This window comes from Pollutimonas nitritireducens (assembly GCF_002849615.1).
In the GTDB taxonomy this organism is placed as follows: Bacteria; Pseudomonadota; Gammaproteobacteria; order Burkholderiales; family Burkholderiaceae_B; genus Pollutimonas; species Pollutimonas nitritireducens.
In genome coordinates this window covers 1-19,561 of the sequence record NZ_PDNV01000015.1, presented here as the reverse complement: position 1 = coordinate 19,561, position 19,561 = coordinate 1, and the positions used below count along the sequence as shown (strand labels likewise).

Here is a 19,561-nt window from a genome sequence, read left to right as displayed (position 1 = left end):
TCTCATAGGAGCCTGCATGAAAATCGGCGATCTGGCCAAGGCGGCCACTTGCAGTACTGAAACCATACGCTTCTACGAGAGGGAAGGTTTGCTTCCGGCCCCCGATCGCAGCGACAGCAACTACAGGACGTATCGCGCCGAGCATGTGGAGCGCCTGCGTTTTATCCGTAATTGCCGCAAGCTTGATATGGCACATGACGAGATCCGCAGCCTGCTCAGCTACATCGACCAGCCTCACGATAACTGCGGCCCCGTCAACCATCTGCTCGACGAACACATTGTCCATGTCGATGTACGAATAGCCGAGCTACAGCGTTTAAGGGGTCAATTACTACGCCTGCGAGAGCAATGCGCCAGCGCACAACCGGTAGAGGACTGCGGCATACTCAATGGCCTGGCGGCCATGGAGACAGAGGAAAAGCTTCCGTCGGCATCTCATCTGGGGTAGAACGCAAGAAGGGGCTGCACTAGGCAGCCCCTTCTTTATTCCGGTCCCGTCGTTGCCACGACGGGATACATCATCAACGGACATGCGCTTTCAGGCGCATGTTTCGCTTACTCGGCTGCCGCCGTTGCACCGTAGACGCCATGCCGGATGTAGCTCTTCGGCCTGAATACGCCTATCACTACTTGCCAGAATATGGCGAATGCACCCACGATGAAGACTACGTCGCCGAAGGTACGAACCCAGCGCAGCGTTTGCAGAATGGGTTGCTGCATGAACTCTTCGCTACGGGCATACCACATGCCTTCGGTGATGCTTGCGTAGGCCTGAATGATGCCGATGGGCAACAGACTTGTACCGATCATGAGTACCAGGCCGATATTCAAACCCCAGAAACCGGTGCGCATGAGCGAATCATTGAACTTGAAGCCCGGCACGATGTAGCGCAACACCAGCAAGGTGAAGCCGATGGCCAGGAAGCCGTATACACCGAACAGGGCCGCGTGAGCGTGGACCGGCGTGGTGTTCAGGCCCTGAATGTAGTACAGGGAGATGGGAGGATTGACCATGAATCCGAATACACCTGCGCCCAGCATGTTCCAGAAGGCGACAGCGACAAAGCACATCAAGGGCCACCGAACTGCTTCCATCCAGGGAGCGCGTTCTTTCAAGCGCCAGTTTTCCCATGCTTCATAACCGAGGATGATCAGGGGTACGACTTCAAGAGCACTGAAGCTTGCGCCAATGGCCATGACGGGCGTCGTGGTTCCCGAAAAATACATATGGTGCAGGGTTCCGGGCACGCCGCCCAGCATGAACAGGGAGGCCGATGCCAGGCTGGCTACGGTTGCGCCGCGCTTGGACACAAGACCCATGGTCGCGAAGATGAATGCCAGGGCCGTGGTTGCAAAGACTTCAAAGAAGCCTTCCACCCAAAGGTGGACAACCCACCAGCGCCAGTATTCCATAATGGTGATGTGCGTGCGTTCACCGTAGAACAGGCCGGTGCCGTAGAACAAGCCGATAGCAATGGTCGACGCGACCAGCAAGGCAAGCAGGTTCTTGTCGCCGCCCTTCTTGAAGGCAGGCAACATACCGCGCAGCATCAGCAACAACCAGAATGCCAGGCCCAGGAACTTCACGATTTGCCAGAGACGGCCGAGTTCAAGGTATTCATACCCTTGGTGACCCAGCCAGAAATTGAACTCGGTGGGCAATATATGCTTGATGGCAAGGAAGTTGCCCACATAGGCTCCAATGACCAGGACCACCAGGGCCCAGAACAGGATGTCCACGCCTAGCTTCTGGTACTTGGGATCCTTGCCGCCGTTGACTACCGGCGCGAGGAACAAGCCGGCAGCCAGGAATCCGGACGCAATCCAGAACAAGGCAGTTTGCAAGTGCCAGGTGCGCGTCAGGGAATACGGCAGCCATTCGGAAATATTAATGCCGTAGAAGGTCTGTCCTTCAACGGTGTAGTGGGCCGTCAAGCCGCCCAGCAACACCTGTGCAATAAAGAGCGCAACGACCAGGAACAAGTACTTGCCAAGCGCGCGTTGTGACGGCGTCAAGGCACTTAACGTCAGTGGATCGGCTTTAGGTGATTCAGGTTCCGGGTGATCGCGATGCAGGAACGCCCATCCCCACACCAGGAAGGCAATCCCCGCCAGGAGGATGACCACGCTGGCAACCGACCACATGATGTTGGCGCCGGAAGGATGGTTATCGACCAGGGGTTCGTGCGGCCAGTTATTGGTGTAGGTGACGTCTGTGTTGGGGCGCTCCGTTGATGCCGCCCAGGACAGCCAGAAGTAGAACTTGACCAGGTCTGCGCGACGGGCGGCATCCGGCAAGGTGTCTTCTTTCATGGCGAAGTTGGAGCGTGTGCTTTGCAGCTCGGGATCGTTGCCGTAAAGCCTGATGTAGTAATCGCCGGTAGTGGCCATGGCCTTGGCCCGGCGCTCCGACACGGTGACCACACCGGTATCAGGATTCAACGTATTGCGCCGATACTCGTTTTTCAACTGGTTCTTCAGCGTGGCTTGCTGATCTTCATTGAGCTGGGCAAATGGTACGCCTGCTGTTTCCTGCGCGGCGACTTCCAGCCAGGCCAGCAGTTCGCGGTGCAACCAGTCGGCGCTCCAGTCGGGCGCCTGGTAGGCCCCGTGGCCCCAGATGGAACCAACCTGCATGCCACCTGTGCTTTGCCAGGCGGTTTGACCATCGAGAATCTGCTCTTTGGTCATCAGCTCCTGGCCGGAGGTGGTAACGACTTGGGCCGGTATGGGAGGAACCTGGCGATAGATTTCAACACCGCTCCACCCAAGAATTCCGAACGTGACTGCCAAAACGGCCAGTAATAACCACCATAACTTCTTGTACTCACCCATGATGAGCTCCTTCTGCTGCAATTGAGGCATTTACGAACAGCACGTTGTTTTCAAGATGAATGTGCTGCATCAAGTCTTCCTTGAATGCGTTGAGACCGCCGTACAGTGCGCGCCAGGTATTGCAAGCATTGACGGGAGTCGTGATATTGTTGGTGAGCCGCTGAATGTTGGCCAGCGCGTTGCCGTGCTGCTCGTGCTCAAAGCGCATCACCGAGATAGGCCCCTGGGCCGGCCCGTTCATGCCGTTGGCCAGCATGGGGAAAAGCATTTGCTCTTCCTTCATCATGTGGCTTTCCAGCTCCTGTTGCAGGCCTTCCAGCGCTTCCGCCAAGCCGCTGGGACACGCCGGCCGGCCCGCATGCACATGTTCGACACGGCGCGCCAAGCGGATAAGCTCGGGAAGCTGTACACGGTGACGCTCGTGAAAACGGGCGACGATGTGTGCCACGAGCTCACCAGGGCGGGCCTGACGCCAGTCGATACCGACGGCAGGGTCCTCTGATAGCTTGGCCAGGGCCGCAACTATCCGGTCAAGGTCCAGACCTTGTTGTGCCACGGCTTCAGCCAGCGTCTTGTCGCCACCGCAACAAAAGTCGAGTTGAAACTCGTGAAATACACGGGTCGCGCCGGGGACGGCACTGGCGAGTGTTCCCAGCGTCTGGTCCGGCAAATTCTTGTTCATGGCTTCATCCTGTAAGTGATATGGATTGCTTTTGTTCCTTAAGCACAATTCGTGCCAGTTTTTTTATTGTTTAATTTCAATAGATCAGGCAGGCCAGGGTAAGACAGACCCCATCATTCAGGGTAGGGGAAACCCTCCGTGGGTATAATTCACCACATGGACCAACTCATACTCGCCGATCTCGTTACCGACCTGCCCAACGCCGTACGTTTGCAGCGCGCCGTTCACACCATGCGTGAACGCTTCTCCTGCGACGCGGTGGGACTGCTCAGCCTGGACACTGACAGTCTGAGGCTGGTCGCCGCATCCGGCCTGGCGCACGAAGCGCTGGGGCGTCGCTTCGTGGTGGCCCAACATCCGCGGTTTGCCACCATCCTCGCCCGCCGCGAACCCACCTGGTTCGAGCCGGGCAGCGTACTACCCGATCCTTACGACGGCCTGCTGGATGACCGCAAGGGCTCTCCGTTGCCTGTGCATGATTGCCTCGGCATGAGTTTGTATCTGGAAGGAAGACTATGGGGAGCCGTTACGCTGGACGCATTGAAAACGGGTACCTTTGATTCGGCAGCGCAACTCGAACTGCGGCGCTTCGGCTTGATATTGGCCGCGGCCATACGCATCACGGCGCTCGAAAAAGAAAACCGTAATCTGCGCCAGCTAGGTACCACGGTCAGCGGCTCCATGCAAATCATCGATGAGAATGAAATCCTGGGCGAGAGCGAGGCTATTTCAGGCCTCTTGCACGAACTTGACGTCGTGGCAGACTCCGACCTGCCCGTCCTGTTATTGGGCGAAACCGGGGTGGGCAAGGAGTTGTTCGCCCGCCGCGTACACCGTCACTCCCGACGCAGCGCCAAACCCATGGTGCACATCAATTGCGCCGCCCTCCCTGAATCGCTGGCGGAGAGCGAATTGTTTGGTCACGCCAAAGGCGCATTCTCCGGCGCCACCAGCGATCGGGCCGGCCGTTTCGAAACGGCGCAGGGCGGCACCCTGTTCCTGGATGAGGTGGGCGAGCTGTCGCTGTCCATACAGGCCAAGCTGTTGCGCACCTTGCAGAATGGCGAAATCCAGCGCCTGGGTACCGATGAAACCATAAAGACTGACGTGCGCATTATCGCCGCCACCAATCGCCACTTGAAAGAAAGCACGCTTGCCGGCGATTTTCGGGCCGACCTCTATCACCGGCTATCAGTCTATCCAGTACATATCCCGCCCTTGCGCGAACGGGACCAGGACATCCTGTTACTGGCAGGCCACTTTTTGGAATTCAACCGCGCCCGCCTGGGCTTGCGAGGCGTGCGCCTGTCGTATGCGGCCGAGCGCGCCTTGTTGAGCTACGGCTGGCCCGGCAACGTCCGCGAGCTCGAGCATGTCATCAGTCGCGGCGCACTCAAAATGTTAAGCCGGGGTGCATCGCGCGACCAGATTCTTACCCTGGGTCCGGAGCTGCTCGACCTTGACATAGCAGCACCCATTGCCGGTCAACCAGACATCCTCGTATCCCGGCCCCACAATGAATCCGGTTTCATGATCGGTGCTATGACGCAGGAAGATGACAGCCTCTATGACAACGAGCCCTTCTACGGACCCGGATCATCCCAGCTTGCCAATCCGGCAAGCCCCTACGGCGCGCAACAAAAAGTCGTACCCCTGCGGCAGACGCTTGAGACGGCACAACGTATGGCCATACAGCAGGCCTTGGGCGCGTGCAACTATAACTGGTCGCAGGCCGCACGCTCTCTTGAGCTGGATTCCAGCAATCTGCACAAGCTGGCGAAAAAACTGGGGCTGAAATGAATCCTGACCATAGGAAGGCGCATAAGTCATTTCAATGAATTACGTGACTATGATTGCAACCGGCGCAATCCGCCAAAAAGGGGTACAACGGTCATACAGCCAATTACGCGCTGGGCCGTCCGAAGTCTGTCAGCCAGATCCCTAGAAAAAAGGAACTTATATGGTAATTCATCGAAAACATGTAGCGGTCGCGGCAGTAGCCGCAATGTTCATGCTCCAGCCTGCCTTCGCTGAGAAACCGCCAGGAGCAGGCAATAACGGCAACGGGAACGGGAACGCAAAACACCAGCAGTCCAATGGCTCACCCCACAAGGCGTCCAAACCTGATCAAGCCAAAGGTTCCTCGCACGGAAACAAGTCTGAAACGAAGAGACGCAACGACGCGAACGACCGTAAGGGCCAAAGCGATCGCGGCGGCAACGATCAAACCCGAGGCACCCGCAACGATGTGCGCAGCGGATCCAGCCTGAACGTGCACTTCGATGACCGCCAGCGCAACTACCTGCGCGAGTATTACGGCGAACAGTTCCGTTCCGGTAACTGCCCGCCCGGACTGGCCAAAAAGAACAACGGCTGTATGCCTCCGGGCCAAGCCAAAAAGTGGAGAGTCGGACACCCCCTGCCGCGCGATGTGGTGTATTACGACCTTCCATCCTCCGTGATGGTACACATAGGCATGCCCCCCAGCGGATACCGCTATGTGCGCGTTGCCAGCGACATACTTATGCTTGCCGTTGGCACCGGAATGGTCGTTGATGCTATCGCCGATCTAAGCAGCATGTAGCCGGCTGCGGACTAGCGACCCATGGCACGGGCGCTGACACCGCCCGCCATTCCCATATTGGATTTGGGAAAATCGATAAGCCGGACCCGAACCTGGTCTTCTGGAATTCCGGTGGTCTCTGCGCCCGCCCGGCTCAACGATGCAATCAATGCTTCCTTCAGCTCATCGCTGCGTCCTTCGATGAGCTCTACGACGAACATCAGCGCTTGCGTATCGAACTGACCGGCGTTCAGATAGTGCCCGTCGCCCAGTTCATGCAGCATTACGCGTACGCTGGACAGCGGTGCGCCTATGCTTTGCACTACGGATTCACTGGCGCGCAGCAACAACTGCCTGGTTTGCTCGGCCGACAAGCCTTTGGAGGCGGAAATCGTGACGTACGGCATAAGACCTCTGTTTAATTGGAAGACTGCACACCATAATCCAACATCCAGCCGCCCACAAGAGGGAGGCGGGATGGAATGCATCGGCGCGCTGGCGCGATATCGATATTTCGCCGAGAATGCGTTTTTCGGCGCGCCGGCGCCGCGCGTATTCCTGGAGAACTGATTGAACCTGAACAAGGCGCTTTTGGATAGTGGCATATGGCTCGCACAGGCCTATCTGATCACCATCGCACTGTCCGCCGCCACAATTTGGAGCCTTGCAAAATTCACAATATGGGGTCGCCAATTCTGGAACCTCACGGCCGTCTACTTTTTACCCAGGCGTGACTGGCGCCCCTTGGGTACCTTGCTGCTGATACTTTTCCTCACGCTGTGCGCGGTCCGCCTCGACGTGTTGCTGTCCGAGTGGAGCAACACCATGTACACCTCGCTGCAGAAGCAGGACTCTGCGGGTTTTTGGGCAGCCATGGTGTTGTTCGCCATATTGGCCACTGTCCACGTCCTGCGCGTGCTGATCGAGTTTTACGTCCAGCAGGCCTTCACCATACGATGGCGTGTCTGGTTGAACGAAGACCTGCTTGGTCGGTGGCTAGCCCGGCAAACCTACTATCGCACCCAATATTTGGACAACCCCATCGACAACCCCGATCAGCGTATCCAGCAAGACGTCGCCACATTCGTGGAGATGTCGCTGGTCTTGTCCATGGGTGTTGTCAATGCCTTGGTTTCCACCTTCGCCTTTACATTGATTCTATGGACTCTTTCGGGACCTCTTTCCGCCCTGGGGATCGAACTGCCCCGTGGCATGGTTTTCCTGGTGTTCGCCTACGTGATTATCGCCACGGTCTTTGCCGTCAAGATTGGCCGTCCGTTGATCATGCTGAACTTCCTGAATGAGCGCTTCAACGCCGATTACCGCTATGCTTTGGTACGGCTGCGTGAATATTCCGAAAGCATTGCTTTCTACGCAGGCGAGAAAGTGGAAGGCGCCTTATTGCGTAACCGTTTTGCTCACGTCATCAGCAACGCATGGGCGATTGTCTATCGATCCATCAAGTTCCAGGGCTTTAACCTCTCGGTAAGCCAGGCTGCTGTCGTTTTCCCTTTCATTATCCAGGCGCAACGATTTTTTTCCAACCAGATCAGTCTTGGCGACCTGATGCAGACAGCGCAAGCCTTCGGGCGCTTGCAAGACAACCTCTCGTTCTTTCGCACCGCGTACGACAGTTTCGCCACGTATCGTGCCACGCTGGATCGTTTGAACGGTTTTACCCGAGCCATCGCGGAATCCCGCGAGTTGCCCGAGCCTGTCATCCGTGCGCAAGGCCCACGTTTAGCGGTGGAACAGCTCACCATACGCACGCCTGCCGGTGGCCTGCTGATCGACAATCTCGCGCTCGATGTCTTGCCGGATGCGCCGCTACTGATACAAGGCCCATCGGGGTCGGGCAAGACAACGTTGCTGCGGGCAATCGCCGGGCTTTGGCCGTATTGCGATGGCACCATCATCCGACCGGAAGAAAATGTGCTTTTCCTGTCGCAGAAACCCTATCTACCATTAGGCAGCCTGCGTGATGCCTTGTACTATCCGCAGCGTCTGCCAGGCCAGGTAACGGCCCTGCACGCTGATATACATCAACAACAAAAAACCTCCGTCGACAGTGCGCACGGAGCGCCCATCAATCTCGATGCGTTGCCTGTTGCCCATAATGGTGAATTGGAAACGCCTGTTGGCGGCGGCGGTCGGGCCGAAGAAGTCCTGCATCTGGTGCAGATGGGGCATCTTGTGGGCAAGCTGGACCAGGTCACTGACTGGGGTCGCATTCTGTCACTGGGTGAACAACAGCGCCTGGCATTCGGTCGCCTGCTGCTGGCCGCACCGGTAGCGGCCTTCCTTGATGAAGCGACGTCAGCCATGGATGAAGGCCTGGAAGACGCCTTGTACCGTCTGGTTCGCGAGCAATTGCCACATACCCGACTGGTAAGCGTGGGACATCGCAGCACCTTATCGAGACACCATGCCCGCCAACTGATACTCAAGGGCAAAGGCACCGGGGCGTGGGCGTTGGCCAACGTATCCTGACTAGCCGGTATGCCTCGACCTGCTACGATAGCGGCGGCCCCCGCATCTTTGACACCACCTGTCCAGGACGATGCCTCCACTACACTAACTTTTTTTGAGCACCTGACTTTTCACCATGAATTACTTAGCTATCAAACACCTGCACATGACGGCAGCCGGCCTGAGCATCCTGCTTTTCATCATTCGCGCTTACTGGTCGGTGACGGGGTCCGCCATGCTTCAACGCCGCGCTGTCAAGATCGTGCCTCACGTCGTCGACACCGTTCTCCTGGCCTGTGCCGTGGCCTTGTCCATCATGTTGGGTGCTGCCGGGATGCAGCCTTGGGTGCTGACCAAGATCGTGCTGCTTATCGCTTACATCGGTGTCGGCACCATCGCCATCAAGCGCGGGAAGACTGTTCGAAGCCGGGGCATTGCCGCGATCATTGCCATTGCGATCTTTGCTTATATCGTTGGCGTGGCCATTAATCACCACCCAGCATCGTGGTTCGCCTGATCGTGGCACGTTGCCCCGCGCTGAATCCCGGACCATTCCTGCCCAGGCCGCCCCGCGGACCCAGGGTTACCAAGTTCCCATGACGTGCTGTACGGCCAGACTGCTGACACACACCGCCAGCCAGACGCCCAGTCCCAGCAGGACTGGACGCATGCCGGCGGTGACCATGCGCCTGAGGTCCGATGACAGTCCGATGGCTGCCAAGGCGACCACAATGAGAAATTGCGCCGTCAGCTGCAGGGGTGCCAGCCACGCTTCGGGAATATAGCCGGTGGAGCGTATCGCCGAGGCCAGCAGGAACCACAAAATGAACCAGGGAAAGATGCGCGCCAGGCTGAAGCTTCCGACGCCTTGCTTCTTGTGCTGCCATGCCTGAATGCCGACCAGGATCAGGCAAACGGGGATGATAAGCGTGGCGCGCGTAAGCTTGACGATCGTGGCATAGTCGCCCGCCGATTCGCTGTAGCTGTAGCCGGCAGCGACTACCGAAGACGTATCGTTGATCGCCGTGCCCGCCCACATGCCGAAACCCTGATCCGACATGCCCAGCCAATGACCCATAAGCGGAAATGCCAGGACGGCGACGATATTGAAAATGAATATTGTAGAGATGGCATAAGCCGTCTCATGTTCTTCAGGTTTGATGATGGGCGTCACCGCGGCGATGGCAGACCCCCCGCAGATGGCAGTTCCCACGCCGATAAGGGTTTGCAACTTCGAGGGGATATCAAGCCACCTGCCCAGCAACCACGCGGAGCCGAACGCCACAGCCACTGTAACAGCAGTGACAGACAGAGACTCCATGCCTGTCTTGGCTACCTGCTGGATGCTGAGTCCAAACCCCAGCGCCACGATCGACCACTGCAGCACCTGTCGGGAGGCGAATTGCAGACCGGGTTTGAATGTCGGCCCGATGCCGACTGAGTTCCGAATAGCCATGCCGAGCAAAATGGCGAATACCGGGCCGCCAATGATTGGAAACATCTTTCCCAGCATCATTGCAAAAATAGCGACGACAACCGCCAAAACCAGCCCGTGCAGCATGGGCGGAGAACGGTGTCTTGTGAGCGATGCCGGGTTTGAGCCCGTTACCGGGCGCTGGCGACTGGCCTGCCGAGGACGTGATACAACACTGGAGCGCATGGGAACTCTGCATATGTTAATTACTTGTGGTTATGTTAGTTTGCCAAGCATTATAAATAAATTCATTAAATCTTATAAATGATATAAAATTTTTTGATGATAGGAATCAGCGTTCGTCAGCTTGAAGTATTTGTGTCGGTCGCCCTCACGGGCACGGTGGGCACTGCTGCCCAGCAGTTGTCCGTCACGCAGCCAGCGGTCAGCATGGCTCTGGCCGAACTGGAGCGCCAATTGAATACCCAGCTCTTCGATCGGGAGCGGGGACGGTTACGCCTGAGCTCACGCGGAAAAGAACTCTTACCCATGGCGCAGGAGGTCCTTGAACGCATACACGAAATAATGCGCCAGACTGGCGACCATCCTTCGGTGCTCACTGGCGAGCTGCGCGTGGGCACCAGCAACACCGTTGGCAATTACCTGGTGGGGGCCTTGCTGGGGCCCTTCATCACCCGGCATCCTCACGTTGCCCTGCAGGTAAGTGTCGAGAATACCGACCAGATCACCGCGGCGCTGCTCGAGCACCGCATTGACGTCGCGTGCGTCGAAGGCCCGGTAAATCACCCGCATCTTGACGTCATTCCCTGGCGCGAGGATGCGCTGGTCGTGTGCGCAGCTCCGTCTCATCCCCTGGCACTGCGCATGGACCTGAAAGCGCGTCACTTCAAGGACGCCCTCTGGATATTGCGCGAACATGGGTCGGCGATGCGCGCGCTCGCCGAACAGGCGTTGAATCACCTGCCGCCTGGACGCATACTCCTGGAACTTGGACAGGTCGAAGCAATCAAACAGGCTGTCATTGCGGGCCTGGGTATCGCCTGCCTGCCCTATGCGGCCACACTGGATTCCGTGGCGGTAGGAAGGCTCAAGATCCTCGACACACCTTTCTTGAACCTGCAACGGCGCCTCGCGCTGGTTCTCCATAAATCCAAATACCGTGGGGCGCTGATCGACGCCTTCGTTGAAAGCGTCATTCCTGTCCCACAAGAATGAAGATGTTATTGTGATTGCACGCCATTTCCCGACCATATAGGACTCAATGATTCAGAAACGACCGACGCCCCCGCTAAGCGGCACCCAGCAAGCCGACCCCACCACCCCGCCCGATGCGGCTGCCACGCCCCGACCGGGCGCACACACCGCTGTAGCGCCGTTGAACGCGGATCCCGCGCTCCCGCCCTATGAGACAGTGGCACTGGTATTGCAAGGCGGTGGCGCACTGGGCGCCTACCAGGCTGGTGTCTACCAGGGTCTGCATGAAGCCGGCATTCAGCTGACCTGCCTGTCCGGAATATCGATCGGAGCGCTCAATATCGCCATCATTGCCGGAAATCCGCCAGAGAAGCGCATTGCCAGGTTGAAGGAGTTCTGGGAAACCATTTGCCAGCCTAACGTTGGCGTCGCGCTGCATCCCTTCGTCGAGCAGTCGCTTTTCAATCTGAATGACCTGGTACGACAATCAATGAGCGCCTGGCATGCTGCCAGCGCCATGATGAACGGACAGAAGGGTTTTTTCACGCCCCGGTTTCCTCCTGCTCCGCAAATTACGCCGGGCACACCGGGAAACGCCAGCTACTACGACACCAGCGCGCTGAAAACCACACTGGAAAGTCTGTGCGACTTCGATCGCATCAATTCCGGCGAACATGACGTATCGGTGGGTGCGGTGAACGTACGCACCGGAAACTTCGTGTATTTTGAGAACACCAAGATCCGCTTGCGCGCCGAACACTTCATGGCCTCAGGCGCGCTGCCACCGGCATTCGCACCGGTTGAAATCGATGGCGACTACTATTGGGACGGGGGGTTGGTGTCGAACACCCCGCTCGCGCACGTGCTGGAATCCCGTCCAATGCGCGACACGCTGGCATTTCAGGTCGACCTGTGGAGTGCGCGCGGCGGTGTGCCCACCAATATGAGCGAGGTGTCTGACCGTATCAAGGACATTCAATACTCCAGCCGTACGCGACTGGTGACCGAACAGTTGCGCTGGTCTCAATACTTGCGACATACTTTGATGAGCATGCTGGAGGACATCCCTGCGGAAGTCCGTGACAGCAAGAAAGCGTATTATCGGCTCGTTGAAGACCTGGCCTGCAGCAAACGCTATAACGTCATACACCTGATCTACCGCAACAAACCCTACGAACAGCATTACAAAGACTATCAGTTCGGCCTGGCGGCCATGCGTGAACACTGGGAAGGCGGCCAGGAAGACATCCGCTCGACGCTGCAGGAGCCTGATCGCCTGGCGATGCCTAAAGATGTGTCCGGCTTTGTCACCCACGACGTCCACCGCGAAGAACTGGAGCTTAGAATGCAGCCCCGCACCCGACACGCGCGGACCCGGAAAGCCTAGCGTCGGCGTCCCAGCACCACCGCACCAGCCAGTACGAATGCGGTACCGACCAGTTGCAGCATTGTGATGGGTTCATCCAGTAGCCATCCTGCCAGGAACAATACCGAGACTGGCCCAAGCAGCCCCAACTGGGAAGTCATTGGCGCACCGATGCGTGCCACCGACCACATGATCATGAAGGTAGGCGCCACGGTATTGACGACAGCGTGCACCAATGACAGCTGATACACCGGTAGAGGTTGCTGAAGGCCTTCCCAGGAATGCATGCCGAAGAAGTGAGCCAGGCTTATTACCGCGGACACTGACATGGCGTAGGCGACCAGCCGCGTCGCGCCCACATGCTTAATGAGTTCACCCGAGCTGATGATGTAGACGGCATAGGTCAAGGCCGAGCCGAGTACGAACGCCGATCCCAACATGACGTTGCTGCCGCTGAGCGATAAATCCTGCAGAAAAACCAGCACCACACCCAGATAAGCCATACCCAAAGCAAACCATTGTTTACCGGGTATGGGCCGCTTCAGATACAGGGCCGTCAGCACGAGCACAAAAGTGGGAGACAGGAAGAGAATCAAGCGTTCGAGCCCGGCAGTGATGTACTGTAAACCCAAAAAATCCAGATAGCTCGACAAGTAATAGCCGATGAAACCCAAAAAAATGATCTGCCCTCTTTCCTTCATCGTCAGGCGCGGAATCTTGCCCTGTCGCGCCCGGCGTGCCTGGTAGCAGCCCACCATTACAAAGAACGGCAGCGACAACATCATGCGGAAGCCGATGATGGTCAGCGCATCGACCCCGTAGCGATACGTAAGCTTGACCACGATCGCCTTGGCGGAAAAGAGTATGGCGCCTATCCCCGCCAGTAAAAATCCGATCCAAAATTCTTTCTTCGTTGTTGTATAGGTACCGGCAGGAGAGGAATTCATGGAGTCACAAGAATGAAGGAAGAAATCGGACTGGTACGTTGCTGCACTGATTTTACGTTACAGACATAGGGGCATATCGCGCGCGCCAGTAGCTTCAAAAAAACACCACGATTTCAGATCCATCAGGCATGAGGCTTGCTTTAAAAATGCGTTTACGGCGAGTCCGCCGTTCATTCAATATAAAGGATGCCCATGAACTCACCCAATCCCAGCGCTCCCCTGCACGCCCCCATGGATGTAGCCGCGATCCGTAGTGCGGCCAGAGATCTGCAAAGCGGAGCTGTGCCGTCGGGCTATCAGGGTAACCGCGAAGAAATCATAGAAATGCTCAATGCCGCTTTGGCGACAGAGCTTGTCTGTGCCTTGCGCTACAAGCGCCATTACTACACCGCCACGGGTCTGGTCAACGAGCCAATAAAAGCTGAGTTCCTGCAGCACGCCCAGGAAGAGGAAGACCATGCCGGCCGGATCGCGGAGCGTATCGTGCAACTGAACGGCGAACCAGATTTCAATCCATCGACTATTGTCCAGCGCAGCCACGCCGAGTATGACGAATGCCGCGACATCAAAGGCATGATCACGGCCAATCTGATTGCCGAACGCATAGCAATTGAGTCTTATCGACAGATGATAGAGCGCATAGGCGACACCGACCCTACCACCAAGCACCTATTGATCGACATCATGGCCGTGGAAGAAGAACATGCCGACGACATGAAAGACTTACTGGATTAGCGTTCTGCAGACACCAAGTCCGGGGCTCTGCATTCGCGGTTACCGAGGTCGATTTGCAGGGGGTGAAATGAATGTGCTATAGTTTCGCTTCTCCAATTCCCCGATAGCTCAGTCGGTAGAGCGACGGACTGTTAATCCGCAGGTCACTGGTTCGAACCCAGTTCGGGGAGCCACCGAATACCGAAGAAAATAGCCAATTAAATCAATTGGCTATTTTTTTTGATTTTTTTCGTAGTATCGCGACGAAAAATAACCGCCCGAAGGCGGCACATCTCGAACCAACGGAACCCCGCGTCTACTCTGTAAATGTGAACTCGCGAACCTTGCAAATGTTTAAATTCTCTTGCACTGTATCGATTTCGTCACTGAACTCTGCCTTTAGATCGTATTGGCACTTACCTGTGCCGTCGTCCATATCAATTTCAACGGACTCGCCAGGCGCAAGCGTATCCTCGCCGAGAATATCTTCCTCCCATGTGCGAGCGCCAACGCTTGAGGCATAAATCGCAGATATTGTTGTTTTGGTTTTATTTACCACCGTCACTGTTTTGCTTGCAGCAAACGCTGCACCCGACGCAACAGTAGCAATTCCGACGACGGCTGAAAATACAAGTGAACGCATTCCGAACATAAATTACTCACGATAGAACTGGCTATTTTGGACATCGAATGAGGCCCAAAGCAAATGTATCATTATTTATCCGCGTGTCGGCCCCTCGTTCAAACTTATCTATTGAGTATTGCGTATGGCGAGTCAACTAGAGGGGGTCCGTCCCGCCTCCGAGTCCAGCATCGAAATCGAATTCTATTTTCACGGCCGGCTTTGCCATGAAAGGATTCGACTCAAACCTAGCGCCGCCAACTTGCAGCGGGCATCGGACTTGCGGAAAAAAATTCTGCAGGCGATAGATAACGGAGAATTCAATTACGCGCTGGCGTTTCCCCAAAGCAGGAATGCGGTATCGTTTCCGAAGTAGAACGACAAACCGGCGCGTATGAACGATACGACCCGACCCCGCAGCTGATGAACTATGCCGAAAGGACGCAGTCTGCGCTTCTCCTTAATGGGGCATGCCATTTGCTGAATCACGTTGAACTACTGTAGCAATCAGGAGAATGCTATGAAAAAGCGCATCGCTTTCGCCGCATGTTTAATTCCATTCGCACTGGTTTCCATCGCGCAGTCGCAAGGATCCAGTGGCCGTTCCGGATCTGGGGCAGCCGGAGTAGAAGCCCAATCCAGATCAACAACGCCGAGTGGGCTGGCAGGCAGCACCGGCGTCAAGCCGGATAATACTGCGAAGACCGATAGCACCAGTTCTGTCAATGGCACACCGTCGACCGGGACCGCGCCCACGGCAACTGATGGAAGCGACAAGGCCGATGCGTCCAACAGGTCGGCCAGTGGCGACAGCACACGCCATTCCAGTCAACCAAAAGCGATGGCGCCTGGTGATGCGGGAAAACCATCAAAGTCACAGAGACCCAACTTACCACGCTAGGCACAGCGCTTGCTGTAATGCACCAAGCGATACAGGAGCGGCACGAATGGGTCGTGTTGCATGTACCGTCGAAGCGTTGAGTCGAGGTGGTGATATGGACAAAGACAGAATCAAGGGCACTGGCAAGGAAGTCAAGGGTGCCGTCAAGGAAACAGCCGGGAAAGTAATGGATGACCCGGCAACCCAGGCGAAAGGCCTGGCCGAGAAAAAAGCCGGTACCGTGCAGCGAAAAGTTGGCGAAGCTAAGGATGCCGTGCGCGATGCCGTTAAAAAGGGCACATAATCACTTAGCTGGCATCTAACTATCTTGCAGGGAAGACCTCCTTTGTCAGGGGGCTTTCCAGTACCATTCCACAGGAGATGAATAAATTCTGAATAGCGATTACCCTGTGCACATGAATCCTGCCAGCATTGCCAATCCAGCACTTTGTCCTTCGTGTCGCGACCTGTCGTTAGGCACGGGAGGCACCAACCCGCACCAATCCATGCGCCTACAGGGCGCGCGCGCGCCCGACACTTATGACGGCACTCTTGAACGGGAATATCGGTGCATGGCGTGCAATACCGTATGGCTAAGGCGCACGGATCGTTGGGGTGTCGACGCGGGCTTCAGGTTGCTTCCTTAAGAAAAAGGGCACCGCCGACTCCGTTTCGACGCTTGTACCCATAGACGCGCGCGCGAGCATATATACTATGGGCGCAGGCATGCTGCGTATCTGCACGAGACCATGATGGATACGATAAAGACCACCCCAACCTCACACGTCCCGGCCCCGGTAAGCGCAAGCCCAGACACTTCAGATACCAACGTCCCAAAACCCATGATCGAATTCCCGCCGGAACTCCGACCCCGGGTACAGGCCGGTGGAATGGCGCTGACCGTGCTTGCCACCATCGCATTCATCTTTGCACTGCAATGGGCCCGGGAATTTTTCATCCCTTTGGTCTTCGGAATATTGATCGCTTATACCCTGAGCCCGGTCGTACTCTGGCTGGAACGGCGCCGGGTCCCCCGGATCATAGGGGCCACGCTGGTAATGCTGGCCCTGTGCGGCTCGACCGCCGGGATAATGACCTCGGTCTATAACCAGGCACAGTCCATCGTGGATGAACTGCCTATCGCTACTTACAAGTTGAACAACGCTTTGCAGCGGATCGACAATGGTGAACTCGGCACACTGGACAAGCTTCGCAGTGCGGCAGACGCCTTGAAAAAGGCGGCGAGTCCAAGCGTTGAAGCCATGGAGGACGCCGCCGCCGCTCCAACCGCGGTCCAGCCGCCCGACTTCAACCTCAACGAATGGTTGTGGGCCGGATCGCTCAGTGTTGCCGCTTTTGCCGGACAGCTCATTGTCATCCTGTTCCTGGTATTTTTTGCCCTGCTGTCAGGTGACACTTTCAAGCGCAAGCTGGTCAAAATGACCGGACCAACCCTCTCTCACAAAAAGATCACCGTACAAATACTGGATGACATCAACTCGTCAATCCAGAAGTACATGTTGATGCTGCTGGTCACCAATACATTGCTGGGAATGGTGACCTGGCTGGTGCTGTACGTCATAGGGATGGAAAACGCGGGCGCCTGGGCGGTGGTTGCAGGGTTGCTGCACATCATTCCCTATTTCGGAACAGTCATTGCGGCCGCGGCCACCGGATCGGCGGCCTTCCTGCAATTCGAGTCGTTTTCAATGATGGCGCTGGTCATTGCCGCAACGCTGGCAATTGCTTCCGTCGTCGGCACGCTGGTCACAACATGGATGACGGGACGAATCGCCAAAATGAATGCCACTGCTGTTTTCGTTGCCCTGTTGTTCGGCGGATGGCTATGGGGGGTGTGGGGCATGTTACTGTGCGTGCCAATTGTCGTCGTCGTCAAAGTGATCTCACAGCATATTGAGGGGCTGCAACCGGTCGCCGAACTGTTGGGCGAATAGCGCCTTTCGCATAGAATGATCCATTCGCAGCGCCCTGAAGTCATTCCTCTAAGAACGCCGCCTCGCGGCTACCCCATTCCCTGGATGCTGGATGAACAATTCCGACCTTTACTTCCGCACTTTCATACTTCTGTTGGTCACCGTCACGGTGGCCTTCATTATTGTGCTGCTCCCGTTCTACGGCGCCATTTTCTGGGGAGCCATCCTGGCCATATTGTTCACACCCCTGCATAAGCGCCTACTGGCGAAGATGCGCGGGCGTCCCAATCTGGCGGCGTTGACGACGCTGCTTATCATCATTCTAATTGTCATCCTCCCCGCGATCCTCATAACCGGTGCGCTATTTCAAGAAGGCGCCGCCATCTATGCGCGTATCAGTTCTGGCGAAATCAATGTCGGCGAGTACCTGGAACAAATACTGGGTGCGCTCCCCCCATCGGTGCACGCCATGCTTGATCGCTTCGGCGTGGGCGACATATTCAGTTTGCGGGAAAAGCTGACAACCGGCGCGCTGCAAGGCAGCAAGTTTCTGGCGACGCAAGCCGTGAACGTGGGTCAGAATACCTTCGAGTTTCTGATCGGCCTCGGTGTGATGCTGTACATACTGTATTTCCTGTTGCGCGACGGGGCCAATCTGGCCCGCACCAGCAGGCAGCTGATCCCACTCAGCGATGAGCACAAACAGCACTTGTTCCGCAAGTTCGCCACTGTCGTGCGAGCGACCGTCAAAGGCAATATCGTTGTCGCCATCACCCAAGGGTTTCTGGGCGGTCTGATGTTCTGGTTTCTGGGCATCCAGGGGGCATTGTTGTGGGGCGTCCTCATGGCCTTCCTGTCGCTGTTGCCTGCGGTTGGCGCAGCCCTGATCTGGATGCCCGTCGCCATTTATTTTCTGGTCACGGGCGCCGTCTGGGAAGGCGTAACGCTCACGCTTTTCGGCGTGCTGGTCATTGGCCTGGTCGACAATATATTGCGCCCATTACTCGTCGGCAAAGACACCAAGATCCCCGATTACGTGATATTGATTTCCACGCTGGGTGGCCTGTCGGTCTTCGGACTTAATGGTTTTGTCATCGGCCCTTTGTTTGCTGCGTTGTTCATTGCTTGCTGGGACTTGTTTCCTTCGGCAATTCGCATGAATCAGCAAGATTAGGCGGATTCTGGGTAGCGCTATCAACTGTACAACCGCGGTGCACCCCTATCTGGACATAGAATATGTATAATAATGGGCTTGGCAAGATATGGGGAGCGCAGCGCGGTCTTTGTACGTTAAGGAAGCCGATGTAGCTCAGTTGGTAGAGCAGCTCATTCGTAATGAGAAGGTCGGGGGTTCGACTCCTCTCATCGGCACCAATAGAATCAAGCACTTACGCCAATCTAGCAAGATTGGGCATGCTCCCGGAAGCCAGCACTAGTATTGGCCCAACATGCGCTTCAGCGTTTGATCACGCCTGACAAAGTGGTGAAACAGTGCCGCCGCAATATGGCCCAACACCAATGCGACGAACATCCACGCGATGGGCGAATGAAGATTTCCTATAGCGCCCAGCCAGGGGATTTCCACCTCTGTCTTGGTGATGACGTCGACACCGAACAGCGTAAGACCATAGCCGCCCCCAAGCAATGCTGCGATCCCCGTCACCGGCATCAGGAACATACAGGCATACAACAACAAATGCCCCATGTTGACCATTACCGGGAAAGCTTCCGGCTGAGGCCGATACGGGCGTTGCCGCATTGCCCACCATAAGCGTATGGCCGCCAGCACAAATAGGCTCTTCCCCATTATCGGGGGATGGGCATCCATCAGACACGGTTGATCACACCGTTCCAACCGCATTGAGCCAAGACTCGCATGCGGTAATTCTCGAAGTTCCTGAAACCATATGCACGGCGTGA

General features: G+C 56.5%; 20 protein-coding genes and 2 tRNA genes. 14 read left to right on the top strand and 8 right to left on the bottom strand.

Annotated elements, in window-relative coordinates; genetic code table 11:
* Positions 1 to 16 precede the first annotated feature (16 nt).
* Positions 17 to 448 (top strand): Cd(II)/Pb(II)-responsive transcriptional regulator, encoded by a 432-nt coding sequence (gene cadR / locus CR155_RS19230; RefSeq protein WP_102071661.1) that lies wholly within the window; start codon positions 17 to 19, stop codon positions 446 to 448.
* 107 nt (positions 449 to 555) lie between these two features.
* Here the strand turns inward: cadR and CR155_RS19225 are convergent, their stop codons facing one another.
* Together CR155_RS19225 and ytfE are read right to left on the bottom strand one after the other, a co-directional pair.
* A complete protein-coding gene (locus CR155_RS19225; protein WP_102071660.1) occupies positions 556 to 2,835 on the bottom strand; it encodes a nitric-oxide reductase large subunit in 2,280 nt (759 codons plus the stop codon).
* Positions 2,828 to 3,517 (bottom strand): iron-sulfur cluster repair protein YtfE, encoded by a 690-nt coding sequence (gene ytfE, locus CR155_RS19220; protein ID WP_102071659.1) that lies wholly within the window; start codon positions 3,515 to 3,517, stop codon positions 2,828 to 2,830. The genes CR155_RS19225 and ytfE overlap by 8 nt, the downstream gene beginning before the upstream one ends.
* 156 nt (positions 3,518 to 3,673) lie before the next feature.
* Between ytfE and norR the strand changes: the two genes are divergently transcribed.
* A complete protein-coding gene (norR, locus tag CR155_RS19215; protein WP_102071658.1) occupies positions 3,674 to 5,317 on the top strand; it encodes a nitric oxide reductase transcriptional regulator NorR in 1,644 nt (547 codons plus the stop codon).
* Between the two features lie 160 nt (positions 5,318 to 5,477).
* Entirely contained in the window at positions 5,478 to 6,101 is a 624-nt protein-coding gene (locus tag CR155_RS19210; RefSeq protein WP_102071657.1) for a hypothetical protein, read from the top strand.
* A gap of 11 nt (positions 6,102 to 6,112) precedes the next feature.
* Here the strand turns inward: CR155_RS19210 and CR155_RS19205 are convergent, their stop codons facing one another.
* A complete protein-coding gene (locus CR155_RS19205; RefSeq protein WP_102071656.1) occupies positions 6,113 to 6,487 on the bottom strand; it encodes a tautomerase family protein in 375 nt (124 codons plus the stop codon).
* A 163-nt stretch (positions 6,488 to 6,650) separates the two neighbouring features.
* On the opposite strand from CR155_RS19205, the gene CR155_RS19200 reads away from it, so the two are divergent.
* Both CR155_RS19200 and CR155_RS19195 read left to right on the top strand, forming a co-directional pair.
* Positions 6,651 to 8,570, top strand: a complete 1,920-nt coding sequence (locus tag CR155_RS19200) for an ABC transporter ATP-binding protein/permease (RefSeq protein WP_102071655.1) — start codon at positions 6,651 to 6,653, stop codon at positions 8,568 to 8,570.
* Positions 8,571 to 8,685: 115 nt separating this feature from the next.
* Entirely contained in the window at positions 8,686 to 9,066 is a 381-nt protein-coding gene (locus CR155_RS19195) for a SirB2 family protein (RefSeq protein ID WP_102071654.1), read from the top strand.
* A gap of 66 nt (positions 9,067 to 9,132) precedes the next feature.
* On the opposite strand, the gene CR155_RS19190 is transcribed toward CR155_RS19195, so the two are convergent.
* Positions 9,133 to 10,209: a YeiH family protein gene (locus CR155_RS19190; RefSeq protein WP_102071653.1), complete on the bottom strand. Its 1,077-nt coding sequence runs from the start codon at positions 10,207 to 10,209 to the stop codon at positions 9,133 to 9,135.
* Between the two features lie 96 nt (positions 10,210 to 10,305).
* Between CR155_RS19190 and CR155_RS19185 the strand changes: the two genes are divergently transcribed.
* Complete coding sequence (locus CR155_RS19185; RefSeq protein ID WP_102071652.1) at positions 10,306 to 11,199, top strand: LysR substrate-binding domain-containing protein; 894 nt, start codon at positions 10,306 to 10,308, stop codon at positions 11,197 to 11,199.
* Between the two features lie 46 nt (positions 11,200 to 11,245).
* Positions 11,246 to 12,565, top strand: a complete 1,320-nt coding sequence (locus CR155_RS19180) for a DUF3734 domain-containing protein (RefSeq protein ID WP_102071651.1) — start codon at positions 11,246 to 11,248, stop codon at positions 12,563 to 12,565.
* Here the strand turns inward: CR155_RS19180 and CR155_RS19175 are convergent.
* A complete protein-coding gene (locus tag CR155_RS19175; protein WP_102071650.1) occupies positions 12,562 to 13,491 on the bottom strand; it encodes a DMT family transporter in 930 nt (309 codons plus the stop codon). The genes CR155_RS19180 and CR155_RS19175 overlap by 4 nt on opposite strands.
* A 192-nt stretch (positions 13,492 to 13,683) precedes the next feature.
* On the opposite strand from CR155_RS19175, the gene CR155_RS19170 reads away from it, so the two are divergent.
* Both CR155_RS19170 and CR155_RS19165 read left to right on the top strand, forming a co-directional pair.
* Positions 13,684 to 14,226 (top strand): ferritin-like domain-containing protein, encoded by a 543-nt coding sequence (locus CR155_RS19170; protein WP_102071649.1) that lies wholly within the window; start codon positions 13,684 to 13,686, stop codon positions 14,224 to 14,226.
* Positions 14,227 to 14,323: 97 nt separating this feature from the next.
* Positions 14,324 to 14,399: transfer RNA gene (locus CR155_RS19165), tRNA-Asn, on the top strand.
* Positions 14,400 to 14,521: 122 nt separating this feature from the next.
* Here CR155_RS19165 and CR155_RS19160 read toward each other — a convergent pair.
* Positions 14,522 to 14,857 carry a hypothetical protein gene (locus CR155_RS19160; protein ID WP_102071648.1) on the bottom strand — a complete coding sequence of 112 codons (336 nt, stop codon included), beginning with the start codon at positions 14,855 to 14,857 and terminating at the stop codon, positions 14,522 to 14,524.
* Between the two features lie 115 nt (positions 14,858 to 14,972).
* On the opposite strand from CR155_RS19160, the gene CR155_RS19155 reads away from it, so the two are divergent.
* Positions 14,973 to 15,203 carry an Arm DNA-binding domain-containing protein gene (locus tag CR155_RS19155; protein ID WP_102071647.1) on the top strand — a complete coding sequence of 77 codons (231 nt, stop codon included), beginning with the start codon at positions 14,973 to 14,975 and terminating at the stop codon, positions 15,201 to 15,203.
* A gap of 131 nt (positions 15,204 to 15,334) precedes the next feature.
* Here CR155_RS19155 and CR155_RS19150 read toward each other — a convergent pair whose 3' ends face one another.
* A complete protein-coding gene (locus CR155_RS19150; RefSeq protein WP_102071646.1) occupies positions 15,335 to 15,643 on the bottom strand; it encodes a hypothetical protein in 309 nt (102 codons plus the stop codon).
* A 131-nt stretch (positions 15,644 to 15,774) separates the two neighbouring features.
* Here CR155_RS19150 and CR155_RS19145 point away from each other — a divergent pair, with 131 nt between their 5' ends.
* From CR155_RS19145 to CR155_RS19130, 4 genes are all read left to right on the top strand, one after another.
* Positions 15,775 to 16,011 (top strand): CsbD family protein, encoded by a 237-nt coding sequence (locus CR155_RS19145; RefSeq protein ID WP_439650466.1) that lies wholly within the window; start codon positions 15,775 to 15,777, stop codon positions 16,009 to 16,011.
* Between the two features lie 538 nt (positions 16,012 to 16,549).
* Entirely contained in the window at positions 16,550 to 17,662 is a 1,113-nt protein-coding gene (locus CR155_RS19140; RefSeq protein WP_102071645.1) for an AI-2E family transporter, read from the top strand.
* A gap of 91 nt (positions 17,663 to 17,753) precedes the next feature.
* Entirely contained in the window at positions 17,754 to 18,815 is a 1,062-nt protein-coding gene (locus tag CR155_RS19135) for an AI-2E family transporter (RefSeq protein WP_102071644.1), read from the top strand.
* A 124-nt stretch (positions 18,816 to 18,939) separates the two neighbouring features.
* A tRNA-Thr gene (locus CR155_RS19130) sits at positions 18,940 to 19,015 on the top strand.
* Between the two features lie 58 nt (positions 19,016 to 19,073).
* On the opposite strand, the gene CR155_RS19125 is transcribed toward CR155_RS19130, so the two are convergent.
* Positions 19,074 to 19,448: a cytochrome b gene (locus CR155_RS19125; protein WP_158238305.1), complete on the bottom strand. Its 375-nt coding sequence runs from the start codon at positions 19,446 to 19,448 to the stop codon at positions 19,074 to 19,076.
* Positions 19,449 to 19,561 lie beyond the last annotated feature (113 nt).

Excerpts from the sequence above, each read along its gene's own strand:
- cadR (WP_102071661.1), top strand. The coding sequence starts at position 17 with ATGAAAATCGGCGATCTGGCCAAGGCGGCCACTTGCAGTACTGAAACC.
- CR155_RS19225 (WP_102071660.1), bottom strand. The coding sequence starts at position 2,835 with ATGGGTGAGTACAAGAAGTTATGGTGGTTATTACTGGCCGTTTTGGCA.
- ytfE (WP_102071659.1), bottom strand. The coding sequence starts at position 3,517 with ATGAACAAGAATTTGCCGGACCAGACGCTGGGAACACTCGCCAGTGCC.
- norR (WP_102071658.1), top strand. The coding sequence starts at position 3,674 with ATGGACCAACTCATACTCGCCGATCTCGTTACCGACCTGCCCAACGCC.
- CR155_RS19210 (WP_102071657.1), top strand. The coding sequence starts at position 5,478 with ATGGTAATTCATCGAAAACATGTAGCGGTCGCGGCAGTAGCCGCAATG.
- CR155_RS19205 (WP_102071656.1), bottom strand. The coding sequence starts at position 6,487 with ATGCCGTACGTCACGATTTCCGCCTCCAAAGGCTTGTCGGCCGAGCAA.
- CR155_RS19195 (WP_102071654.1), top strand. The coding sequence starts at position 8,686 with ATGAATTACTTAGCTATCAAACACCTGCACATGACGGCAGCCGGCCTG.
- CR155_RS19190 (WP_102071653.1), bottom strand. The coding sequence starts at position 10,209 with ATGCGCTCCAGTGTTGTATCACGTCCTCGGCAGGCCAGTCGCCAGCGC.
- CR155_RS19185 (WP_102071652.1), top strand. The coding sequence starts at position 10,306 with ATGATAGGAATCAGCGTTCGTCAGCTTGAAGTATTTGTGTCGGTCGCC.
- CR155_RS19180 (WP_102071651.1), top strand. The coding sequence starts at position 11,246 with ATGATTCAGAAACGACCGACGCCCCCGCTAAGCGGCACCCAGCAAGCC.
- CR155_RS19175 (WP_102071650.1), bottom strand. The coding sequence starts at position 13,491 with ATGAATTCCTCTCCTGCCGGTACCTATACAACAACGAAGAAAGAATTT.
- CR155_RS19170 (WP_102071649.1), top strand. The coding sequence starts at position 13,684 with ATGAACTCACCCAATCCCAGCGCTCCCCTGCACGCCCCCATGGATGTA.
- CR155_RS19160 (WP_102071648.1), bottom strand. The coding sequence starts at position 14,857 with ATGTTCGGAATGCGTTCACTTGTATTTTCAGCCGTCGTCGGAATTGCT.
- CR155_RS19155 (WP_102071647.1), top strand. The coding sequence starts at position 14,973 with ATGGCGAGTCAACTAGAGGGGGTCCGTCCCGCCTCCGAGTCCAGCATC.
- CR155_RS19145 (WP_439650466.1), top strand. The coding sequence starts at position 15,775 with ATGGGTCGTGTTGCATGTACCGTCGAAGCGTTGAGTCGAGGTGGTGAT.
- CR155_RS19140 (WP_102071645.1), top strand. The coding sequence starts at position 16,550 with ATGATCGAATTCCCGCCGGAACTCCGACCCCGGGTACAGGCCGGTGGA.
- CR155_RS19135 (WP_102071644.1), top strand. The coding sequence starts at position 17,754 with ATGAACAATTCCGACCTTTACTTCCGCACTTTCATACTTCTGTTGGTC.
- CR155_RS19125 (WP_158238305.1), bottom strand. The coding sequence starts at position 19,448 with ATGGGGAAGAGCCTATTTGTGCTGGCGGCCATACGCTTATGGTGGGCA.